Annotated in this window: 19 protein-coding genes; 4 read left to right on the top strand and 15 right to left on the bottom strand. The window is 70.7% G+C overall.

Features of this window, described 5'->3' with window-relative positions:
* Positions 1-13: 13 nt before the first annotated feature.
* The 9 genes from ABD901_RS42875 to ABD901_RS42835 form a co-directional block, all read right to left on the bottom strand.
* A complete protein-coding gene (locus ABD901_RS42875; RefSeq protein ID WP_345136703.1) occupies positions 14-2,329 on the bottom strand; it encodes a hypothetical protein in 2,316 nt (771 codons plus the stop codon).
* Complete coding sequence (locus ABD901_RS42870; protein ID WP_345136701.1) at positions 2,326-3,060, bottom strand: hypothetical protein; 735 nt, start codon at positions 3,058-3,060, stop codon at positions 2,326-2,328. Before ABD901_RS42870 ends, ABD901_RS42875 begins: the two co-directional genes overlap by 4 nt.
* Before the next feature lie 9 nt (positions 3,061-3,069).
* A complete protein-coding gene (locus tag ABD901_RS42865) occupies positions 3,070-3,435 on the bottom strand; it encodes a hypothetical protein (protein WP_345136698.1) in 366 nt (121 codons plus the stop codon).
* The gene (locus ABD901_RS42860; RefSeq protein WP_345136696.1) at positions 3,435-4,340 is read right to left on the bottom strand and encodes a CpaE/TadZ family protein; all 906 of its coding nucleotides are present in this window, start codon (positions 4,338-4,340) and stop codon (positions 3,435-3,437) included. Before ABD901_RS42860 ends, ABD901_RS42865 begins: the two co-directional genes overlap by 1 nt.
* A gap of 839 nt (positions 4,341-5,179) precedes the next feature.
* A complete protein-coding gene (locus ABD901_RS42855; RefSeq protein WP_345136694.1) occupies positions 5,180-9,082 on the bottom strand; it encodes a hypothetical protein in 3,903 nt (1,300 codons plus the stop codon).
* Between the two features lie 268 nt (positions 9,083-9,350).
* The gene (locus tag ABD901_RS42850; protein ID WP_345136692.1) at positions 9,351-10,070 is read right to left on the bottom strand and encodes a hypothetical protein; all 720 of its coding nucleotides are present in this window, start codon (positions 10,068-10,070) and stop codon (positions 9,351-9,353) included.
* A 281-nt stretch (positions 10,071-10,351) separates the two neighbouring features.
* Entirely contained in the window at positions 10,352-11,122 is a 771-nt protein-coding gene (locus ABD901_RS42845) for a hypothetical protein (protein ID WP_345136690.1), read from the bottom strand.
* An 80-nt stretch (positions 11,123-11,202) separates the two neighbouring features.
* Entirely contained in the window at positions 11,203-12,114 is a 912-nt protein-coding gene (locus tag ABD901_RS42840; protein WP_345136689.1) for a L,D-transpeptidase, read from the bottom strand.
* Positions 12,111-13,928: a S53 family peptidase gene (locus ABD901_RS42835; RefSeq protein WP_345136683.1), complete on the bottom strand. Its 1,818-nt coding sequence runs from the start codon at positions 13,926-13,928 to the stop codon at positions 12,111-12,113. The genes ABD901_RS42840 and ABD901_RS42835 overlap by 4 nt, the downstream gene beginning before the upstream one ends.
* A 469-nt stretch (positions 13,929-14,397) precedes the next feature.
* Between ABD901_RS42835 and ABD901_RS42830 the strand changes: the two genes are divergently transcribed.
* Positions 14,398-15,108, top strand: a complete 711-nt coding sequence (locus tag ABD901_RS42830; RefSeq protein ID WP_345136680.1) for a hypothetical protein — start codon at positions 14,398-14,400, stop codon at positions 15,106-15,108.
* Positions 15,109-15,123: 15 nt separating this feature from the next.
* Here the strand turns inward: ABD901_RS42830 and ABD901_RS42825 are convergent, their stop codons facing one another.
* From ABD901_RS42825 to ABD901_RS42805, 5 genes are all read right to left on the bottom strand, one after another.
* The gene (locus ABD901_RS42825) at positions 15,124-15,414 is read right to left on the bottom strand and encodes a helix-turn-helix domain-containing protein (protein ID WP_345136679.1); all 291 of its coding nucleotides are present in this window, start codon (positions 15,412-15,414) and stop codon (positions 15,124-15,126) included.
* A gap of 851 nt (positions 15,415-16,265) precedes the next feature.
* Positions 16,266-17,561 (bottom strand): hypothetical protein, encoded by a 1,296-nt coding sequence (locus ABD901_RS42820; RefSeq protein ID WP_345136677.1) that lies wholly within the window; start codon positions 17,559-17,561, stop codon positions 16,266-16,268.
* Between the two features lie 152 nt (positions 17,562-17,713).
* Positions 17,714-18,553, bottom strand: coding sequence for a helix-turn-helix domain-containing protein (locus tag ABD901_RS42815; RefSeq protein WP_345136675.1), 840 nt, complete (start codon positions 18,551-18,553; stop codon positions 17,714-17,716).
* Between the two features lie 493 nt (positions 18,554-19,046).
* The gene (locus tag ABD901_RS42810) at positions 19,047-19,286 is read right to left on the bottom strand and encodes a helix-turn-helix domain-containing protein (protein WP_345136673.1); all 240 of its coding nucleotides are present in this window, start codon (positions 19,284-19,286) and stop codon (positions 19,047-19,049) included.
* On the bottom strand, positions 19,283-19,534 hold the full coding sequence (locus ABD901_RS42805) for a hypothetical protein (RefSeq protein WP_345136672.1): 252 nt from the start codon (positions 19,532-19,534) through the stop codon (positions 19,283-19,285). The genes ABD901_RS42810 and ABD901_RS42805 overlap by 4 nt, the downstream gene beginning before the upstream one ends.
* 220 nt (positions 19,535-19,754) lie before the next feature.
* Here ABD901_RS42805 and ABD901_RS42800 point away from each other — a divergent pair, with 220 nt between their 5' ends.
* From ABD901_RS42800 to ABD901_RS42790, 3 genes are all read left to right on the top strand, one after another.
* Positions 19,755-20,183, top strand: coding sequence for a helix-turn-helix domain-containing protein (locus ABD901_RS42800; RefSeq protein WP_345136670.1), 429 nt, complete (start codon positions 19,755-19,757; stop codon positions 20,181-20,183).
* 466 nt (positions 20,184-20,649) lie between these two features.
* A complete protein-coding gene (locus ABD901_RS42795; protein ID WP_345136669.1) occupies positions 20,650-21,207 on the top strand; it encodes a hypothetical protein in 558 nt (185 codons plus the stop codon).
* A 2-nt stretch (positions 21,208-21,209) separates the two neighbouring features.
* Positions 21,210-21,503 carry a hypothetical protein gene (locus tag ABD901_RS42790; RefSeq protein ID WP_345136666.1) on the top strand — a complete coding sequence of 98 codons (294 nt, stop codon included), beginning with the start codon at positions 21,210-21,212 and terminating at the stop codon, positions 21,501-21,503.
* A 76-nt stretch (positions 21,504-21,579) separates the two neighbouring features.
* Here the strand turns inward: ABD901_RS42790 and ABD901_RS42785 are convergent, their stop codons facing one another.
* Positions 21,580-21,999 carry a hypothetical protein gene (locus tag ABD901_RS42785; RefSeq protein WP_345136664.1) on the bottom strand — a complete coding sequence of 140 codons (420 nt, stop codon included), beginning with the start codon at positions 21,997-21,999 and terminating at the stop codon, positions 21,580-21,582.
* Positions 22,000-22,342: the final 343 nt, after the last annotated feature.

Raw genomic sequence — 22,342 nt, 5'->3', positions numbered from 1 at the left:
TCGGCAGGGTCGGTCAGACAGGGATGATCGGGACCTCGGCGGCGCCCGCGGCGGCCCCGCCGCCGGCCGCACCACCACCCCCGCTCCCGGCGCCGCCGGTCGGCGGAGTCGGGGGTTCTCCACCGGGTGGGCTGTCGCCCGCGCCGCCGGGCTCGCCCGATCCGCCGCCGTGCTCGGCGCCCGGGATGAACGTGTCCAGCGGCTGCACTGAGCCGGACGGGGACATCGATTCGGCGTACTGGTGGTGCTCGGCGCCGGCCGCCGCGATGAGCGGGTCCGCGTCGGTGGACCCCGCCATGCCGGACGCCGCACCACCGCCGTCCCCGCCACCGCTCCCCGTGCTGGGCGCCGGATCGCCGTCATCGGCCGCGGTGCCGGACGTGCCCGAGGGCTGACCGTTTCCGGCGCCGGTCCCGCCGGGCGGCACACCTGCACTGCTACCACCGGTGGCGGTGGTGGTTGCGGCGTTCAGGTCGGCTTTGGCCTGCTGGCTGTGCTGCTGGACCCCGGCGGCCTCATCCGCGTTCGGGTGGTCCGCCCCGCCAGCGTCCGGTCCACCCTCGCTGCCGCCCGAAGCCGGACCGCCGGCGCCGTGCGGGTCGCCGGCGGCGGTGCCGTCGCCAGCGCCGCTGACCGCGTCCGCCCCCTGCGCTTTCGGCCCGTCGGTCAGCTCGCGTTGCGGCTCCGCCTTGCCGACACCGCCGCGACCCGACTCGCTCGCCACGTTGCCTGGGGAGTGCTGCTCGCCCGGCAGGTCGGCGAGGTTGCCGTTCATCAGTTGCGCCGCTTGCTCGCCCGGGCTGCCTGACGAGGGCGATCCGGGCGCGTCGCCTGCGGCCTGCGCGGCTTGCGCGCCGAAGGCGGCCATGACGCCGCGGGCGTTGATGTCGGACAGGTAGCCGTCGACGATCGTCAGCAGCCGCAGCAGTACCCACGGCGTCATGACCATCATCCAGATGATCAGCAGCCCTTTCCCGGCCGTGATTAGGTCGGACTCGTACGCCGACCGGGTGCCGTAGATCCACAGCTCGACCGTCACGAACCGCGACATGCCGAGGGCGTTGAGGGTCCAGAACCAGCGGCGCGCCCAGTGCTTCGTTTCCGGCGCCACCTGCCCAGTCATCGCGAACGCGCCGAGCAGTGCGGCGCCTTCGGCGAGCTCGGAACGGAACAGCTGGGTGATGAGGAGCAGCAGCAGCCCGATGATTGACAGCCCGGCGATGAGCAGTGCCAGCAGCGCGGTGCCGCCGCCGACGGACAGCGTGGAGACGGCCTTGACCCACAGTGCGGCGTCCCAGCGCTGGTTGCTGTTGGCGTTGATCAGGGACGTGGTGGCCTCGTCCCAGGCCGCGACGATGATCCAGGCGAGGCCGCCGGCGAACAGGATGCCGAGCATCGCGCGGACCAGCCCGCCGAGTGTGGCGAGTGGGCCGGGGCCGTTGACCCGCAGCCCGTTGATGATCACTGTGATGATGAAGAACAGCAGGACGAACAGCAGCAGGATCGACGCGGTGGAGTTGTAGGTGAAGTAGAACGCCTCGTCGGGTTTCGGCGGTGCGGTCACGTCGAACACGGCCTTGGCGACCTCGCCGAGCAGCCAGGCCATGCACTTGACGGTCATGTTGACCAGGCCCTGGATGCCGTTGGAGATGGCGTTGTTCAGGATGTTCTGCACCTGGCACGACACGTCGGTCAGCCCGCAGTCGCTGTCGCCGTCGCTGGGTGGCGTGCTCGGCGGGGTGCTGCCGTCGCCGGGGTCGCGCAGCTGGTGCGACAACGTGGCGGCCCAGATCCGGCACTGGTCGCGTTTGTAGTTCCAGCGGTTGGCGTTGCCCGGGTCCGCGGCGCCGCGTTCGGCGAACAGCTCGCAGCGCACGAGCTCGGGCGCGCTCGGGATGCCGGGCGCGACGTCGGACAGCACGGTCGGGGTGCCGTCGCCGGGCCGGTCGTCCAGGGTCAGCGCCACGGTTTGGCACTGCTGCAGCTGCTCGTTGGTCAGGCCCTGCGCGCAGGCGGTGATCCAGTGCGACGGGGCGCCCGCCGGTGGGCTGGTCGTGTAGCGGACCCACAGGAAGCACCACCGCTGGACCGTGCCGGGAACGGTGCCGCCGCATCCCGGGATGTCCGTCTCCGAGGGCGCCGGTGGCGCGGGCGTCGTCGGCGACCCGGTCGGGTGTGGCGTGGACGGCACCGGCGGGCTCGGTGCCGGGCTCGGCTCGGCCGCCGCGCGGCCGGCCCCGACCGCCACGGCCAGGATCACGCCGACGAGGACGGTGAGCAGCCGCCGAAGCCCGGCCCGCCGGCCCGGGTGTGCGATGGGGGCGGTCATGCGGGGGTGCCGGGGGTCCAACTGTCCGGGCCGAGGACCCGGGTCAGCAGCTGCAGGTCGCGTGGGCTGCCGTCGCGCAGCGTGCCGCGCACGTCCGGCGGCGGCGCCGGGACCGGTGTCTTGAGGGCGACGAGCCGCCAGCCGGTGTCGGTGAGCTCGACGGTCAGGTCGTGCACCGTCCACCCGCCGGTCAGGGCGGTGGTCGGGGCGGCGCCGGTGCCGTTGGTGTCGGTGCCGAGCAGCGCCAGGCCGTAGGTCTGCACCTCGATCCGCGTGCCGACCGCGAGGACGGCCGGGTTGGCGGCGTCCTGGGTCCAGACGCGGGCGACCAGCGTTTGGCGGACCACGGTGGACGCACCGGTCGGGGTCGCGGCCGGTGCGCCACCGGCGAGCTGGTCGGCCAGGCCACTCGCGTCGGGCGCGATGACCGCCGCGATCCGCGGCCGTGCTTCATCGGCCGGGTGCTGCATAGCGTCGGCGAGGAGGGTCTCCAGGCGGGCGGCGGCGTCTCCCGCGCCGCGGGCGGTGGCCGGAAGCTGTCCGGCATCGGCGGCCGGTGGGCCGGGCTCGGCGGTCGAAGTCGTGGCCGGACCTGCCGCGGCCGGGTGATGGGGCAGTACCCACCGGTCGATCGCGGCGCCGGCACCGAGCAGCAGCAGGACGGCCAGGAGCCAGGGCAGCGGCCGAGGAGCCCCGGCGGGCGCGTCGAAGACGGGCCGGTAGTCGCTCATCGCGAGCGCCTACTGCTTGAGGAAGAAGCTGATGATGGCCACCGGCGACCCGATAATGATCGCCACCAGCGATGCCTTCCACATCATTGTCTTGCCGCGGTCGGACAGGATGTGGGCACCGAACACGGGGCCGATCCCGAACACAATCGCGCCGCCGATCAGGCCGGTCAGCGCTGCCGCGACGCCGAGGAAGAGCGCCCCGTTGATCAGCGAATAGAACAGGTCGGACCGGGGCACCTGCTTCGGGTCCGGGCCGATCCTGGACCAGTCGAACCCGCCCGGCAGGTCCCCTGCACCGGTGGGCGTCGGTGTCGGGTCGAGCGCGTACGCGTTCGCGGCCTTCGCGGCTAGGTAGGCCGCAGCGTGGGTAAGCATCAGCGGGCCCTTCTGTCCGCAGATCCGGTGTCCTCGGCGGCCGAGTGCGTCCTGGTCGGGCTGGACAGCAGGCCCGCGGCCTGGTCGGGGTCTGCCGGGCAGCCGGCCAGGACCGCGTCGGTGAGCGCGACCAGGGCGTGCCGGGCCGGTTTGCGCAGCCGGGCGAGGTCGACCGGTTCGGGCCGGGCGAGGTGCTCGTCGAACGGCACGCTCACCACCGCCGACACCCCGGCGGCCAGCTGCCGCACGGCGGCGCGGACCTGCCGGGCCGGGCGCGGCACGGTCGCCGTCACCGCGACCACCGTGCGGGCCGTCGCCTCGTCCAGGCCGACACCGCGCAGCTGGCTCAGCAGCCGCATGGTGTGCTGCACGCTGTCCACGCCGGCCCGGGCCACCAGCACCGGGCACGCCCCGGCGAACAGCTGCCACACCCCGGCAACGTCAGCGACCGGAGCGTCGACAAGGACGAGCGGATACGGGCCGCGCAACGCTTCGACGACCCGCACGCTCTCGGCGAGGACCGTCGGACGGCGCGTCGCCGTGCGCCGGACCTCACCGATCGCGGTGTGCAGCCCGGACGTGCCGTGCTGCATCGCCGCGTCCAGCACGGCCGGGTCCAGGTGGCCGGCGTGGAGCAGCGCGGCGAACAGGTCCCAGACGGTGCCGTCGTTGCGGCGCGGCACCCGATGCTCTAGGCCGCCCCAGCCGCGGGCGGTCGCGTCGACCGCCGCGGGCGGACCCGGCATCGCCGCGGCAAGGACCGCGCCGAGCGAGGCGACAATCGTCGACCGGCCCACTCCGCCGTCCGCCGAGGACACCACGACCGGCGGGCAGCCCGGCCGCAGCGACGCGGCCCGCAACCACGCCCGCCGCAGCGGCGAGCTGTCGCTGAGCTCGCGCGGCACCGGCCGCGGCTCAAGAACGTGGTCGTATGACGGTGCCTGCGGCAGCGACCGCTCCGGCGTCCGGCCGCGGCGGCCAGTGAGCACACCAGGCCCGGCGACCGGGCGGCCACGGGTTGGTGTGGTGCCCGGCGATGAACGAGACGGCACAGCGCGATGCCCCTTCCACAATGGACAATGGGGGGAAAGCGCTCTGACAAGGCCGCAGTCGTCTGCGCGGGCGCACGGGGGTCCCCGCGCAGACGACCGGCCGGCCGAGCGCCGGGCCGGACCTCCCGGCCAGACGCATCGCACTCCGTTCGCGTGCGGTGGATGGACGGCCACCTAGCGACCGGAACCGGTACTTTCCCTTGCCATCGAGCCTGCCAACGCCGCGGCGCCCGCAACAGTTGGCCAGTGTTAACCAGTTTCCGCGTCCGTCCGCAGTGGATAGTCAAGGGTCGACCGCGTGCAGCTGGCCGCTGGGCCTGGACCCAGCGCGGGGGCGCGAAGCGGCTGGCGACGGCCGCGCGTCCGGGCGGAGGAATCGAGCGCCCGTCGGCTGCGACAGGGGTGGCTTAACGGGTCCGGCGACGTGGCGTTGCGCTCGACGACGTGGGCTACCGTGCGACGACGGGACCTACTCCGCGCAGTCCGGCGCACCAAGCTGGAGCTGCAGAGTCCACCCGATGCAGCGCCGCCGGAGTCGGCTGATGAGCGCCATCCGCAGCTGGGCGATCACCGGCAGGGGGACGTGGAGCGGATGCGCGCCTGGATCCGCCACCACGACCGGCCCACGTCCCCGTCGGCGAACAGCCGTAGTGCCATTGCATGCGGCTGGTCGACGCCGACTCGCCATGCATCTAGCGGCCGTCATCCAGCGTCGACGTCATGTCGTATCGAACCTGGGGCCCGGGACCGGGCGTAGCGGGATCCGCCAGGACCTGCGACAGGCAGTCAATGGTGGCGAACGGGATTATGGGTTGCGGCACGTAGGCGGCGGGGACCGGGGCGGGGGTCACCACCATCGCGATCACACGCCAGCCGTCCGCCTCGGCGTCCAGGTCGTGCGCGCGGAGCAACGCGCCGAGTTGGCCTCGGATCGCGTCCGCCTTGTTCATGAGTTTGGGCAGATACGGGCCGCTGCGCGGGGAGCGGAAACCCGTCCAGCGTGCATGGCCCGAGTCCGGTGTGCCGTGGTAGTCGATGATGTCGTACAGCACCCGCTCCATGTCGGTGGCGACGTGTCCGGCCTTTGCCTCCATGACGAACACTCGACGCTGGTCGACGTCGATCACGATGAGGTCGATTTCGCCGGGAATGGCGATGCCCCACTTCGCTGCCCGATTCTTCTTGAGTCGCGGGATCAGAATTCGGTTGGGCGCCGTAGCTTCGCGTTCGACGTCCGCTTCGAACGCCCTCTGCTCGCACTGCTCCCAATCCTTGAAGGCCCGGCTCACCTCGGCTGGTGCGTCCGGCCAGGGTAGGCGGGCAACGTGAACGGTGGCAAGGAGCAGTTCGGCTGCACAGGCGACGCGGCGGGGCATCACCAGCAGCGTCGCCGACCGGTCGGGTGCCGGGAGGAAGGGTCTGCCGGACAGGCGCTCGCCGAGTGGTCGTGGCGGTTCGCCGATCGTGATCCGGGCAGCGATGCCGGCATGCAGGGTCAGTAGATCGACTGCCTGGTGGAGCCGATCCGGCTGCAGCCCGGACCAGCTGCGGACGGTCTCGACGAGCTCGACGACGCGGACTTCGGCGACCTCGTCCCTGGTTTCCCAATCAGCGGCGGCGGCGAGGACGGCGAAGATTTCGTCAAAGCCGGTGCCGTAGGCGGCGACGAGGATGGTGTTGGCCGCCAGCGCGGCTCTGGCCGCTTGCTGGTGCAACGGCGACTTCCGCGACGCCTGAATCCGCTCACGCACGATGTCGCTCCACGACACGAATTGCCCGTCGTCGGGGCCCGGTGGTGATGCCGGGTCCGGTTCAGACACGCTGAGCAGCGTCCGGCCGTGGCGAGCGTCGTGGGTGCGGTGGATGTCGGCGGTGTAGCGCTCGGCGTAGAACGGTAGGTCGCGGTCCTCGGCGTCGGTGTGGCCGTCGGAACTGATGCCGGCGCGTGCCTGGTCGCGGCTGCCGAGGAGATGGACCAGCACGGCGGCGAGGTTGAACAGCCGGTGCCAGTCCCGGTGGTCCATGGCCAGCCCGGTTTCGGGGCAGTGCCCGGCGATCGCCTCGGTCAGCAGGTCGGCCGCGCGGCTGGCCACGATGTTCCCGACGGCGACGTCGTCGACGGCGGACTCCGTGGGATAGCCCAAGGCGCGTCGCAGGACCCGATCGTCGTCGGTGCGGGTCCGGGTGGCCCAGAGGCGCTCGACGGCGACCGCGGCCGTGCGCAACGCTGCGGCTGACCCGAACTGCGAGAGCTCATCGAGCAGTAGCTCCACCGTGCCGGCTGCGACCTCGCCGAGGAGGACCTGGTCAAGATCGTCAACCGGCGTGTCCAGGCTGATGCGGCCGGCCATATAGCTCGTGATGGACCGTTGCGCTCGTGCGCGGGCCCCTTCGCTCAGCGTGGCCGCGACGGCTCGGGTGGCTGGACGGCGCGCGGACGACGTCCTGTGAAACGTCGCGGTGAGGGGCAGCTGCGCCCATGCCTGCTGGAACGCCTCGCCGGCGTGGCGAGCGTCGTCGTGCTCGGCTGCCGCGGTGGCAGCGTTCACGATGTGGCTGCCGGTGGTCTGCTGGTCTCGGGCGGCGAGCGTGGTGACGAGCAGGCACCAGAGCACGTCGCCGAGCTGCTGGTGCAGCATCGGCGGCGTGGCGGTCAGGTTCGCGGGCGGTACGTAGCCGAGGTGAGCGGTGATCCCGTCGAACGCGAGCAGTTTTACCGCCTGCTGCGCGTTGGCCGGCAAGGCGTAGAAGGTGACGCAGATGGCGTCGGGGATGGCGCTGGTCCACGCCCGCCACCCGGCGGCAAGGTCGCCGCCCGTCGCGGTCGCCAGCTCGGTCAACCCGGTGCGGATCGCGTCGCCGAGCAGCTGGGTCCACAAGCGCTCCTCGGCGCTGTCCGCGTCCACCACGAACACGACTGGTGGGTCTGCGTTGACGACCGCGTGCTCGTAGGGGGTGGTCTGGCCGACGGTCAAGGAATCATTGGTCGGGGTCGCCGCGAACGGCCAGTCACGCAGTCCGGGAAGGCCGACACATCGCAGCACGATCTCGTAGGCGTCGCATGCCGCGCGGCGTTCCCACCGGCTGGCGACGTCGGGTCCGGGCTGGAACTGGCTCATCGCGGCGTTGAACAGGACGCCTTGGCGCTGGAACGTGTCCCACAGCGTCAGGGGCGTGGCGCCTTCGATCATCCGCAAGCCGGGCAGCTCCGCGAGCTCGTCGAGAAATGCCCAGAACTCCTCGTGATCGCCGCCGACGCTGGCGGCGATCTGCCGCCAGGCATCCAGCGTCACGAAGACCGTGCCGGGCCGGACCTTGTCCGGAGCGTTCCACGGCCCGTCGACGATGACTACCCGGCGAATCACCGTGCTGCCGGCAATCAGCGCCGTCGTCGCTGCTTCTCCGGGCCTGAGCGGGCCGTGGGGACCCATCAGGGTCGCCAGCCGCTCGGCGTTCGAGGCGCCGATGTCCATTGTCAGGGCGTGGCCAACTTTGACCGCGGCGAGCCGGCGTCGTGCCCGGTCGGCCTCTCGAGCGGTCTCCCGCTCGTTCGTACCGACGGCGACCTGGACGGCAACGAGTCGCCGACTGGCGGGAAACATCGCTCCGGTCAGCCTGCCCGATCGGGCACACTGCACCGGGCCGACAAAGTGGGTGCCCAGGCCGCGCACACTCACCGCGAACGCCCGCTCAGCCTCATCCAGCAGGCTCGACGCCGTGGCCGGGCTCCTCTTGCCCGCAAGACTCAGCAGCTGCGTGCCGATCGTCGCGAGCGCGTCAAGCACCAATACCGCCGGGACGGGCAGCACGGCGTCCAGAGCCTGGACGAGCAACGCGCCGTCCAGCAGCCACGTACTGCGTGAGACCTCGGCGGCGTCCCGGGTGCACCAGGCAACCGCGGCCCGGAGCCGGTCATCGACCTGCAGATCGCCTGGGAATTGCAGCCAGGACGGCAACCCTTCGGCATCGACCTCGCGGCAGAACTCGATCAACGACCCAGAGGTCGGCTGGGCCCGCTCGCTGTCCTCGGCGCTCGACATCCCGCCGCGCCGGCCTGTTCGGAACGCTGCCTGCATCGCTATGGCGCGCAGACCGATCGTCATCACATCGGCGATGCCGAACCCGAGCACCGGCACAAGCACAGGGTCAGCCGCAACGGCGTAACGGCGTAACTGCTCAACAACCTGCTCCGGGTCCTGGAGGAGGCCCGGATGTAGCGGCCACATTCGGTCGTCCCAGAACACGTGCACGCGAAGATCCGGGTCAAGCCGTTCCGCCTGCTGATACTCGTCAACGAGCGGCACTCGACGCCGGATGGCCTGCAGCCAGTCGGCAACCTTGTCGGGTCCAGCCGGACGCTCCCCGACCGGCTCCCCGGCGAGGGCCTGCCCGATCAGGAACGCGAGGCTCGGAAGCTGCCGTGCTGACCGCCAAGAAACGTCGTACAGCGCATCGAGGCAGCTGATCAGTTCGAAACGGCGAACGGACTGACGAGCAACCAACGCCAGCTCGTCAACGGTCGACCAGCGACCTGCGGAGGGTGTGTTCACCTGGTGCGTATTCCGGACTAGCTCCAACGAAATCGGCATGGCCATGCACGGGCAACGACATGCTACTCCCGACCCCATCCCATGGGTCGACGGCTCACCAAGCCTGCTGCTCCTGGTTCACCCACCCCTGCGTCCCGGGAGCCGGTCGTCGATGGTCATGCATCGAACGCACCACCTGACCCTTGATTGACCGCCTCGGACGAGGACCGGCTCACCACCGACCTTGACCAGGTAGTAGAGCACGGCGAGGACTGGCTGGACGGATCTTGTCGGCCATGCATTCCCGCCCGCGTGGTACCCAACGGCCGCCGGCTCACTCCCCGGATGCATACATGATCGACACGGCCAGAGCGCACTGCGAGGCATACTCGTGCAACGTTGCTGGAACGTCGGCCTCCAAGAGGTAGGGGGCGCTGTATTCGCTGTGCTGGCGAAGGTCGTTGAAGGCGACCGGAGTGCTCTCGGCGTGGCGCATCGCCGTAAGCGCGTGTTCGTGCGCGGTGGACAGCTCGGCGTTGATGTCCGGCAGCCGGTGCAACCACCGCCTGCGGACAGCCGATGGTGGAATCTGCAGCCGCGGGACATGCAGCTCGGCCAGTGACAGGACGTCGGACGGCAACGGTGCAAGTTCCGCCTGGCCGGGGTGCGGCCGTCCGTCGGCGACGGCGCTGGCGATTTCGACCGCGAGCGTCGCGTACTGTGCCGCGGTGCGGGCGTAGATCGCGATGAGCCGTTCGAGGTGTTCGAGGTGCGCTGCGTGCAGCTCGTCGTTGACCCAGCCGGTGACGGTGGCCGGATTGGCGTCGGCCGAGTGCCGGTCGAGCGCGTCCGCGGCTCGGGCGAACTGTGACTCGGCTTCGAGGACCGCGAGCCCGGCATCATTGCAAGCGATCCCGTGGACCCTCAGCATTGCGTGCACCCCAGGCGGCATGTCCGGCTCTGTGGACACCAGCGGGCGTGACCCAGGGCGGAACGGGTCCTCGTTGACGTGCGGCATGCTCGCCAACGGTAGCGCTTGCAGGTTGCCGGCCACGGTCGAAGCCGGGACTGGCGGTCGGGTCAGGCGGCTAGCGGTTGTCCCTTAAAGACCTGGTCGCGGTGCCAGGCGACGTACTGCGCAGCGTGGTGCGCAGTCGCCGCACGGTTCATGACGAGCTCCTTCTGGTGCGTGTTGGGGGGTGCCCGGCGCGGTCGGCGCCAGCGGCAGCCGGTCTCTGGTAGGCGTACTCGAGCGGGAGCGTTCTGGACGCCGCCGGTCAGGGCGGCATCCAGAACATGCGCACCGGCCCGCCGTTGCCGGGACCGGCCGGTGGATCAGCCCGTGACGGGCGCCCTGGTGGTGGCGGGGGACGGCGGCACCGCGGTGGCCGTGCCGGTGCCACCACCGCCGGGCGAGGTCTGGGTGGAGCTCGCCGTCGGGGCGCCCGTCGTCGGCGCGCTCGTCGTGGGCGACGAGCTCGTCGTCGGTGAGGTGCCGATGGTCGGCGACGTGGTGACGGTGGGCGAGGTGGAGGGCTTGACGGTGGTGGGCTTGACGGTGGGGCTGCCGGTCGGGCCGCCGCAGGTGGCGACGGCGACGTTGATCATGGCCGCCTCGGTGCCCGCGCCGGCGGTGACGGTGACGCGCATCGCGATGATGGTGGTGGAGCCGTCGCTGTTGGTGGACTTGACGCCGTAGGTGACCTTGGCGTTGCGGCCGACCGAGCCGGCCGGGGTGCCGCTCACGCTGGAGGACGCCTGCCCGTTGGTGCAGGTCGCGGTGGCGTGCGACGCGGTGACGAGGCCGAAGGCGGAGAAGCCGGAGATCTCGGCGGAGGCTTTGCCACCGCCGGCGCGGACGGTGGCGGAGCTGAGGGTGATGGTGCCGTCGGAGGAGCTGGCGCCGCCGCTGGCGGTCTTGGTGGTGCCGTCGGTGCTGGACACCGAGGGCTTGGCGCCGATCGGTGCGGCGCCGGAGGCGCTGATGCCGTAGGCGGCGTCGCGGTGGGTTTCCGCGGCGCCGGCCGTGGAGGTGTAGAGCAGCAGGCCGGCGCCGCCGGCGCTGAGACCGACGATGACCACCGTTGCGAGGCGCAGACGCTTCACGTTCGGTTCATCCCTTCGTGTGGGTTGTGGAGCCGGATGGATGTGCTCGGCCGGGAACCGGAGTTGGTTTCCGGTCGGGTTCAGGGGTCGAGCTGGACGAGGGTGCCCAGCGGGACCGTGGCCAGGGCGTGCAGCGCGTCGAGGGGTACGCGGATGCAGCCGTTGCTGACGTGTTTGCCGTAGACGTCGCTGCTCGGCCAGGAGTGGATCGCGGTGGTGGCCGGGCCGCCGTGGTAGGTCGTGAGGGTGGGGCTGTGGATGCCGAGCGGCAGGATCAGCGGCGACATCCGCTGGCTGTCGTCGACGACCGAGGCGAGCAGGAACGTCCGCCCGGTCGGGGTCGGCGTGGCCCGGGCGCCGACCGCGACGGTCCATTGGCCGATCAGGGCGCCGTCGCGGTGCAGCTGCAGCCGGGTGCCGTGGATGCTGACCCGGATCTGGTAGGGCGTGCGGGCCACGCCGAGGCCGGTGGCGCCAAGCCAGCCTGTGGCGTGGTTGGGACGGCTGGGCAGCAGGACGCGGAACCAGCCGGGTTCCCGGTCGATGACCGGCAACCAGGTCGGGCTGCCGGCCTGGACTGGCGGCAGGGTGGCGACCGGCCGGCCGCCCGGGCGGTCGAACACGGCCACGGTGCTGTGGTTGTGCACGACCGCGCCGTCGGTCCCCGCCTGCAGGTCGGTGTCGAGGGGCGCGCCGGGGATGGTGGTGTCGGTGGTCGCCGCGGGCAGGTCGTGCAGGACGGCGGCCGGGACGACCGGGACCGCCGGGTACTGCGACGGGCTCGCCGGTGCCGTGGGCGTGGCCGGGGCGCTGGTCTGCGCGGCCGGCCCGGTCGCCGACGGGCCCGGGACTGGGGCGTCGATGCGGCCGGGGTGGGCCCGGCAGGTCGCGGCGGCGAGCATGATCGCGGCGACCGCGACGGCGCCCGCCACGCCGGCCAGGGCCCGGCGGTGGGTGGCGCCGGTCTGGGCCGGCGTGGCGGGCTCGGTCATGACACGAGGTCGGTCAGGTAGCTCGGGCCGGGTGCGCCGAGGCCGGTGACCGGGTCGTACCCGGGGCCGGTCTTGAGGCTTTGCACGCCGGCGTCGAGGTCGAGCAGGTAGTCGCCGGACGGCTGCCCGGCCGCGGTGGCCGGCGTCCAGATCCCGGCGGCCGTGTGGGTGACGTCGGTGACGATCGGCCGCCCGGCGGCCGCCTTCGCGTACAGCACGGGGGCGGCGAGGCCGACGACGGCGATGCCGCCGGTGCGGGCCTGCGCGACCGCGGTGAGCGAGGCGATGATCGGCGTGGCCAGGCTGGTCCCGCCGATCGGCCCGGCCCGGTACTGCCCGCCGACGGTGTAGCCGACGTAGAAGCCGGTGTAGGGGTCGGCGAGCGCACTCACGTCCGGAACGGTCCGCTTGGCGCCGGGCAGGTTGGCCTGCCACGACGGTTTGTCGAAGAAGTGGGACGGGCCACCGCCGGCGCCGCCCGCAAGCGGCGGGCTGAGCCGCTTCCAAGCGCCTCTGGACAGCACGTTGGCCGCGGACTCCCAGCCGGTCTGCATGACGACCTGGTTGCTGCCGCCCAGGCCGGTGGAGGTGCCGCCGACCGCGGTCGCCCACGGCGACGACGCGGGGAACATGGCGGTCGGGCCGGTGGCGCCTTCGAGGCTGGAGTTGTCGCCGTAGTCGCCGGACCCGGCGTAGAAGCCGATGCCGAGCAGGGCCGCGCGGGCGAGGATCGTGTTGGTCGCAGTCAGGTAGGCGCTGTCGTTGGGCTCGCCGACGATCCCCCACGACGCGGAGATGACCGTCGCGTCGACGGACGGGTCGGCGATGACCGCGGCGACGGCCTCCTCGAGCTGGGTGCAGTCCGGGGCGGCGACGTAGACGATCCGCGCGTCCGGGGCGAGGGTGTGCACGGTCTGCACGTCCAGGGCCTGCTCGGCGGTCCAGGCGTCGCGGTCGCAGCCGCTGGCCCCGCCGGGCAGGTTGTACTGCTTCACGACGAACTGGTCGGCCGGCAGTGCTGGGACGCCGTTCTCGGCGAACGTGGCGTTGGCGTCGGCGAGCACCGTCGGGCTGGTGTAGGCGCCGACGATGACGACCGTCTGGCCCTGGCCGCGGTCGCTGCTGCCGAGGCTGTACATGGCGCGCAGCTGCGGCCCGGTGTAGCCGCACAGGACGTTGGATTGCTTGCCGGCCGGGTACTTCTGCGGCACGGACGCCTTGTTGTACTGGGCCCAGTAGGCCGAGCAGTACTGCCCGTCGGCGTTCGGGACCGCGGCCGGGCGGGCGATGAGCGGCCGGGCCACCTGCTGGCTCAGCCCGGACACCGCGCGGACGTCGCCGCGGACCGTGGCCGGGATGCGCGGGGCCGAGGCCGTGGTGCGGACCCGGACGCCGGCGACGGAGCTGTCGTGCAGCTGGGTCCCGAACGCGGCCCGGGCCTGCCGGACGTTGCCGGTGATGGTCAGCCGGGACCTGGTGTCGTCGAGGCCGACAACGCGGAACCCGGCCTTGCTCGCCCAGCGGGTGACGCGGGCGACCTGGCTCGGGTCGGCGCCGTACCGGTCCCGGACCTGGCTGCGGTTCAGATGCCGGCCGAAGGTGGGACTACCCGGGGTCGATACGGCGGCTGCTGCTGCGGAGACAGCGGACGGGTCGGCGGCGAGGGTAAGGGTCATGATGACCGGGGCGCTGTCGGGGACGCCGCTGCCGCCGCCCGGGAACGCCGGGGTGGCGCTCGCCGACGGGGCGAGGGCGAACACGGCAGCTGCCGACGCGGCCGCAGCGACCGCGGCGGCGAGGGGTGTACGTCGCATGCAGAAAGTCCCTCCCGGCCACCGGACCGGGCCGGCGGCATGCTGAAGACCGGCACGACGGGTCGTCTGGCCGGACGTGGTGGAGACGGGCGAAGGGCGATAGCTACCGCGAATCGGCGGCTGCTACGGTGTTGATCAGGTCGTCGGCACTGCCCGGTAGGGGTCATCGCCGCAACCGCGGTGCCTGCGACCAGCGCCGCCCGCACACCACGAGGGTGTGCAGGGTCGGCCGGCACGATGCAGCCGCTCACGTGCTGGCGTCGTGGATGCAGACGGCCACCGTGGCGAGCGGATGTCGAACCGGCGCAATGCGCTGGTCACGCACCGAGGATCGTCGCTTCAGCGGCAGCGCGTAAGTTGGCCAGGGTTAACCAGTTTCGCCGCCGGGTAGATCGGATGAATGAACTCCGGCAGGCATTGACGACCTACCCACCGGCCGTTAGATAGTGAACTGCTGATCGATTCGTATATGAGCGTCGAACGGGTGCCGCGCTGCGAGCGGCACAACTCCGGAGGGGGCCCGTGGATGAGCGAGTCGCACAGCGTGATCGAGGAAGACCTCGCCTACGCGCTGCCGTCCGCAGTCGCGGCGCAGCTGCGCGACCTGGGGCTCGCCTGCAACAACGCGTCGCAGCTGTTCGGGCAGGCAGTACTCGCCGAGGAACAGGCCGCCGACGCCCTCGAGGCAACACCGGAAGAAGACCCGGCAACGCTGTTCCGCCGGCTCGTCGCCGACGAACACACCGACGCCCGCCTGACCTTTGCGGAACAGTGCCTCGCCACGTACACGGTCGCTGCGGCCAGCTACGCCGCGTTCGCCACGACCGTGCTGGCGGCGGCGGTGGCCGGCACGTTGCACGGCGTTGAGGCCGTGAAGCCGGTGTTGCCCTCGGTGCTACTGGCCGATCCGGACGGACTGCTACCGGCAGTCGACCTGCCGTCCGGCCGCGTGGACGACGTATTGGCCGAGCGGGTACGGCGCAGCCGCCAGCGAGTGACAGCCGCCGCGAGCAACGCCCGCGCATCCGGCGTGGCCGGCTGCTACGACGGCCAGTCGGCCGTCGCCGCGCGGCCGGACGATGCCGTCGAGCTCGATACAGACGTTCCGAGCGGGCTACACGCCTACGCGGCACTGCTCTTGGAGGTCCTTCAACTGCTGGTCACAGACCCGAGGGCGTGAGCCCGTCCCGGTCGTTCACGTTGGCCAGTCGTCCAGCGGGTCGAGCGGCAGACCCAAGGACTCGGGCCGCACTCCGAGAGCAAGGGCGAGCAGCCGCCGGCTGCGCTGATCGGGAATGCGTTTCCCGTTCTCCCACCGGCTGATCTTGACCTTGACGTGTTCGTACGTCGTCGGGTCGAACCCGAAGTGCTCGCACAGCTCGCGGAAGCGGTGGTTCAGCTTGGTCTGCGACCAGCCTTTGCGCTTGCGCGCCTCCCTGATCAGCCGTCCGACGTGCTTGGCCCTCGCACTGCGTTCGGCCTTCATCCCGCCTCCTGGCGGCCGCATATCGAGCCGTTGCCGACCAGCACGCCGAGACCGCCCGGCTTACCCAGCGTGCCCGGCGGTCTGCCGCCACCGTGTGTCGATCGTGCGTGTTGCGCCATCCTTTCGCCCCTCCCCCGTGGTTCTGACGCCGGTCCGCAGGTGCTCGCCAATGGCGCACGAGTTCTCCCGCTCCCGGCCCGGACGGATGCAGTTCAGCGTCGAAAACCCAGCCTGGAACTCCCGTCGGGTCGACCGTGCGGCCGCTGCAGGCTGCGCGCTGAGTTCCACATCGGACGGTGATCAACTGCGCACCAACCAAGACCTCGGGCACGTAACCACGCCGCCCGGAAGCTGTCAAGATCGAAGATGAACGAAGTGGGGCGTAGCGCCGCATCAATGTCCGCCTCGGCGCGACCTGCACATCCACCATCATCGTTACCATTCCGTTGCCGTCACGACGGGTCGGACCGACGGCCACCTGCACGGTTGGGCGACCAGCGGACAAGTCCTCACACCCCTGCCTCCCACCCGCTCGGCGACGTGTGCCCGGCGGCACGAACCAGACACATTTCGCCAAACTTCGATTCCTGCAAGTTGCTTGGCGCCAAACAGCCCGGAACCGGGCGTCCGCGCCAGTAGGTCCAGAACCTTGCACACCAGGACCAGAACACCTCCGTGCCGCAGCGACCGCTCCGGAGGAGGCCGTCACGGAACACATTGGACAGAGCTGGCGTCGACGTCGACAGCAACGAACGTGGCATCTGGCGATCACGGCGAGAGCGCTCTCTGTCAGCTTTGGTTACAGTTTCGTGCCACTCCTGCCAATCACCATCGATATTTAGCGGGTACGGCTACGTCGCCGGGTGGCTCGGGAACAGGGCCTCGATCCGGGCGTCGTAGGCCTGCCAATGCACGTCGGCGCCGGGGAGGGCGGCGGTGACCTCACGCAGGACCGTCAGTTGCTGGTTGGCGAGGACCGAGGTGTACACCTGCGTGTTGCCCGTCGCGATCTCGAGGATGCGGCCCAGGTCATCGGCGCTCACGAGCTCCGATATCGCGTTGATCCAGGTCAGGACGCCGGCGGCGAACATGTAGGACCGTTCTTCCGCGAGCAACTCCTCCAGTTTGGGCAGCAGGCGACGCTCGGGCCGATGAAGGTCAACCGGGCGCCGCCTGTTTCCGACCTCCGTGGCCGCGTCCGCGAGCCGGTCGATCACCATGCCGTCGACCGGCGCGGCGGGCAGGGGGCCGAACAGTTCATAAGTATCGAGCATGTCGGTGATGCTCATCTCGCGGAGCAACTGCTCGATGCGATTCCGGGCGCCCGCTCGCAGCGCATCCCAGGTGAACGGCAGGTAGCACAGTCCGGAGACCAGTCGCTTCAGCCCCCGATCGTCGAGGCCGTCCTGCCGGTCGTTCAGGATCTGCCGGGCGGCGTTCTCCAATTCCGTCGGCGCCAGATCGAACATGGCCATCGCGGTGCGAGTGGCGCGCCATCGGATGGCTTCCTCGAAGTCGGCGGACAGCGTCGTTTTGCAGACCACCTTCATCAGATTGGTACGCAGTGTCGGGGAGCCGCGATCCAGGTAGCTGTCCTTCAGATACTCCCTGAGCTTGTCATCCGCGCGCGGAAACGACGGCTCCTCGATCTCGCGGATGAATCTGTCGATGGCCTTGCGCCCCGTGACGGGCCCGTGCGCCAGCAGGCCGTCGACCGCGGCCGCCAGGTGGGCCCGGACCAGTTCAGGGCCGGGGCTGAACAACTCGTCGTCGCCGCCAACGTAAGCCGGATGGGCGCACAGGTTCCGATCCACTTTGAGCCGGGACAGCTCGTCGTACTCGCGTGCACCGATGAAATGCAGCCGGTCGCGGGCGACATCGAGCAGTCCGTTCTCGAACCGCTGCAAGGCCACCTTGTCGGCGCTGGCGATTGCGGTGTCGAGCTCCTTTGCGCTGGCCACCGCGGCCGGCTCACCCTGCTCGGCCAGCAGCCGGATCTTGTCGATCAGGTCCGAGGTCACCGCAATCCACAGGGAGAGGATCGCCGCCCGATAAGCGCCTGCGCCGTAAGCGGAGATCGCTTCGTCCACATACCGTTGTGAGCGGCTCGAAACGACCCGAGCCCGCAACACGTCAACCCCGCGCATGTACTGCTCCCTGCTCATCGATCCGTCGACGGCCAACGCCTCTCACCCTAAGACCGTCCCGCGGCCCGACCCGGTCGGCGTCGATCACCTGGGCGACGACCCGGCGGACGGCACCGCCGTCCGCACCAGATCGCTTCGTCTGCGGCACGCGATCACGCCGACCGCACGAGCTGCAAGTGCGGTCGTCCGGCCGCGCCGTCGACAGAAGGCTGCACTGGCAGGTTGCGCCGACACGCGGGACATCGGACCCCGGTCGGACCGTCCAGGCCGTGCGCGCAGCGGCCGTCCGATGCCCGCCCCGGCGCGGCGGCCTCGACGTCGCCAACCACCGCACCGTCCGGAAGAACCGCGCTGTCGTTGGGATGGTGTGGATGGTGTTGTGGTCCATGGGTGGTGGGTGGTGACGCCGTGGGGTGCAGGTGCACCGTGCCGTGGGGTGCAGCCGCCGCTGTCGGCACGTCGCCGTGGGGTGCAGCCCGGTGCCGGTCGAAGTGGCCTGCACCTCGCGCGCTGGTGTGCAGATCCGTTGCTCCGTCAGCGCCTGCGCCCGGTGCGGTGTGGTGCAGGTCCGGTCTGAGTTCGTCCGCCGAGCGAGCCGCCGGGGTCGCGGGACGGTACCGGCCCCGCCGGTGCCCCGCCAAGTCCGCCGCCGCTGTCGCGACCTGTGCCGGCGTGAGCACCTCGACCCGGTCGAGGATGTTGGCGGCCAGGATGAGGCGGTACTCGTCCGCCTGGCCACGCCGGGAGGCTTTACGCACGACTTCGATGAGTCCGGCAGCGCGCAACGTCCGCAGCGCGCTCTGTACGACGTTGTAGGTCAGTTCGCAGTCCACCGCGAGCCGGGAGATGCCGGGGAACACGCGGCTGCCGTCGTTGTCGGCGTAGGTGGCCATCATCAGCGCGACCGCCTTCGTGGTCCGCCCGAGCCGTGCACGGCGTACCACATCAGTCCATTGGCGCAGGGTCACCGATTCGTCGTCCGGTTCCGCCATCGCGGTCCTCCTGCTTCCCTTCAGCGGGCAGCATCCAGCAGCGGATCACCCGAAGGGCATCCGCAGGCGTGGATGTTGCAACCTCGCGGAGATCGCGAAGCGCAGGTCAAAGGTCGTCGCGTTCGCCGAATCGGCGACGCTCGAGTTCACGCACCTCGTCGGCTACCTCGGGGTAGCGCGGCGGTGCCTCGTCATCAGCGAAGTGGCGAGCGTCGCCAGCGGCACCGACACATTGGCATGCCACACACGTTCGCCGCCCCCAAAAGTCCTCCGGCACCGCATCATCCGGATCGAACCGGTGCCGGCGAACGCGCGTCTGCGCGTCCCGCGGCGGAACCGGCCGACGGCGGCCCTCATGCGGCGACACGGGCCGCCTCCGAGCTGCGTTCCGGCCGCATGCGCCAGTCACGCACGGCCGGTGGGGCCGGTCCTCGGCACGCAGCTCGGAGGCCCGCCGCGGAGCAGTCTGCGGCAGAGACGGGCACCAGACGAGTCATGCCGCCGGCAGGTCCTCATCGTCGCCCTCGCCGCGGGCAACCGCCGCCTGTCGCAGCTTGCGCCTGAGGTACTCGCGGACCTCATCGGCCGGGATCCGGCGGCTCACGCCGATGGTGATACTGCTCAGCTCGCCCGATTTGATCATCTTCTTGACCGTGTTCTTGCCGACCCGCAACTCGATCGCGGCCTCGGCGACGGTCCGCAGCAGCGGCCGGACCTCCGCGTCGCCGTTCATGCCGCCGCCTCCCGGATCAGATCGTTGATCCCGACGCCGAGACGTCCGGCGACCTGACCCAGCCGCCCCAACGAGGGGCTCACCGATCCGAGCCTCCACCGACGCAGGCTCGCCTTCGAGATGCCGGCGACGGCGCACCGCTCGCGGTCGGTCTTCGCGCCGAGCTCCTTGGTCCGTGCTCGGAACACCTCGTCGTTCCAAACCGGACGGCGCGCCTGCGGACCCGGGGGTATCGAAGCGTCATCCATGACCCCGAACCGTAGGGGTTCAGATCAGGACCGAAAAGTGTTCTGGCCAACTAGCCTTTGCCGCAGAAGTGTGCAAGGGTTCAGATGTGAACCACAGAAAGCAGCGCGTCGAACGTCATACACCCTCAGATTGCGCCGAGGTTCCGATCGGCACCAGACCCGATGCGAACCGGCGGTCTCCCGCGTCGGGGCGTCACCGCTGGACGGTTATGGTGTCGCCATGTCCACCGACGCGCGTCCAGCGCAGCAGCTCGCTGCCCTGTTCCGCGCAGCGCGCGCGGAACGCGGCTACACAGTGGCCTACGTCGTGGAACAGTCCGGCGTCAGCGAATCGGCCTACAAGCGCTATGAGCGGGGCACGGTCGACAGCCCGTACGCAACGCATGTCGTCGCGATCTGCCGCGCCCTCGGCATCAATCCGCGGGACGCGGCGATCGCACTCGGCTACGGCACCCGCGAAGACTTCAATCTCCCGCCCGAGGAACCGCCCTATCCGCAGCTGATCACCACCATCGGCCGCGTCCTGGCCGATGACACCTTCAGCGCCGCGCAACGCGCCGCACTGGAACACGCGGTAGCCGGTGCGTACGAGTCGTGGCAGATGGCGATCGCCTCAATCAACGACCACCACGGCAGAGGCCGTTCCTAGCATCGGCTGGCGGCGTTTTCCGCACCTCACGTGCCAATCGCGACGGCTCCCGAGCCGGACGCCGGTAACGGCAGCCCGGCATCCGCCCGCGCACCACCCAACACCCTGACGCGCCACGCGACGGCGCGGACCTCCGCATGCACTGAACCGGAGTGTTACCCCTTGGCAACCAGAAGAAAGTCCGACAAACCTGCACTCGCGCCAGGCTCGGAGTACAGCATGTTCGAAAACGCGGAAGGCTGGCAGGGCCTACTGACCGTCGGGATTCGCGGCGACGGCAAACCGGACCGCCGCAAGGGTCGCGGGAAAGACCGCGACGAGGTCATGGCGAAGCTGGTCGCCCTTCAGCAGCAGGTGATGGCGCAGGAACTACCGGATCGTCCGGGACCTCATCGCGACGTGCGTCTCCCGCCTGATCGTCTACGCGGCCGAAGAAGCCGCCTCGCCCGGCTTCGCCACCCCGCTGGTGGTCGAACAGGTCACCACCACCGTGGCGTCGTGGGCGGCGAAGATCGGCAAGTACCTGAAGGCGCTCCTGGCGAGCCTCCGCCGCCTCATGCCGGTCCTGCGCCGCCTCGGTGACCTCATCCGGGAGCTCCGGACGCTGCTGCACGAGCTGCGCGACGGCGAGCACGTCGCCGACGACGCGCTACACCGGGCCAGCCCGAAGCGCGGTGCAGGGCCCGTGCAGCCGTACAACATGGACTCGGTCCGCAAGATCGCCGAGACGTACGGCATCGACATCTCCGAGCTGACGATCGAATTCGCGGACGTGAAGTGCCGCGGGCGCCAGGGCAATACGTTCCCCAACGGGAATACCCGCCTGTTCGTGCCCGCCTTCCGCAGCGAGGAAGACCTGGCCCGCACGCTCGTGCACGAGCTGTACCACTTGCACGACATCAAGGCCGGCAAGCCGTTCCCGAGGACCGAGGCCGAGCTGGACCTTTGGGAGGATCGCGCATACGCCCACGAACAGGAGTGGTGGGACAACCAGCCGATCCGGCCTGAGCCGAGAGGACGATAGCCATGGCAACATACGCGGATTGGGACGAACTGTACGAATTGGCGTACGAGACGCCCGGCGATCTGAGCGGTCTGGCCTGCCCGAACTGCGGCCATCACGCGCTCCACCTGGTGTACACAGGCGACCTCGACCAGATGATCGGCTGGGGAACCTTCTATTGCGACAACTGCCGTCAGGGCATCGGCATCTCCCGTGCCGTCGTCCCCGAAGGCGCCATCCTGCGCGACCGACACCTGCCACCCGAGCAACGCCAACCCCGCACCCCTGGCGACGTCCAACTCGTTCCCCCGCAGTGAGGCAGACCAGACGCTCCACAGGGCTCTTCGACCTGACCGCCTTCGGTTCAAATGGCGGTGCGCTCGCGCCGATCCCCTACCCTGTACTGGCCGCCTCCGTGCCGCAGCCACCCGACGAGTTGCGGGCGCAGCACCTCAGGATGCGACCGGGGGAGGCCGCCGGGTGCGGGCCCACGAGCAGGGTTCGCCCGCTACTCAGCTGATGTGCAGTGCGTGGTCTACCTGCCCCGGGGCCGCCGGCGGCCCGGCCCGACGCACTTCTCCATCGCTGCTCTAAGCCGGTGACGGTGTCGGCATCACTCGTCGCGTCGTCGGCCATCGCCTCCACCTCGCGCACGCCCATCGTCAGGTCCGCGCCGGTGATCTCGCGGTACATCTTGACCGCTTGGATTTTCATCCCCGGCACGGGCGAGTTCACGTACAGACGCATGCCCGGCGGCAACTGCGCCCACCACGGCCAATCCCGCCGCGGCCACAACGCGTCGCGCCACGTCATCCCAGACAGTCTGCGCAGCAAGCACCTCACGACCATGGGCGGCAGCCGATCTGCCGCGCCTCTCACAGCGCGCACCGCGGAGGCCATGATCCATCGGTTGCTGCGCTCGAGGGTATGGGTCGGGCCCCCGGTCGACGCCGCCTGCCCGTAGGATCAGGCGATGCCGATCCACAGTGGATCGGGGACCTTCGGTGATCCCTGGGGGAACGACGGCCGACGACCACAGCACGGCGCCGTCCGGCCACGAGCCAGACGAGCCGTCGGCCTGGGCCCGGCCCTCCCACATGGACGACCCGTTCGCGGCACCGTCGCCATGGGCAGAGCCCCCATCGCCGCGCTCCAC

The organism is Dactylosporangium darangshiense (assembly GCF_039537565.1).
Classification (GTDB): domain Bacteria; phylum Actinomycetota; class Actinomycetes; order Mycobacteriales; family Micromonosporaceae; genus Dactylosporangium; species Dactylosporangium darangshiense.
The sequence above is the reverse complement of the archived record's forward strand: the minus strand, read 5'-3'. Positions and strand labels throughout refer to the sequence as shown.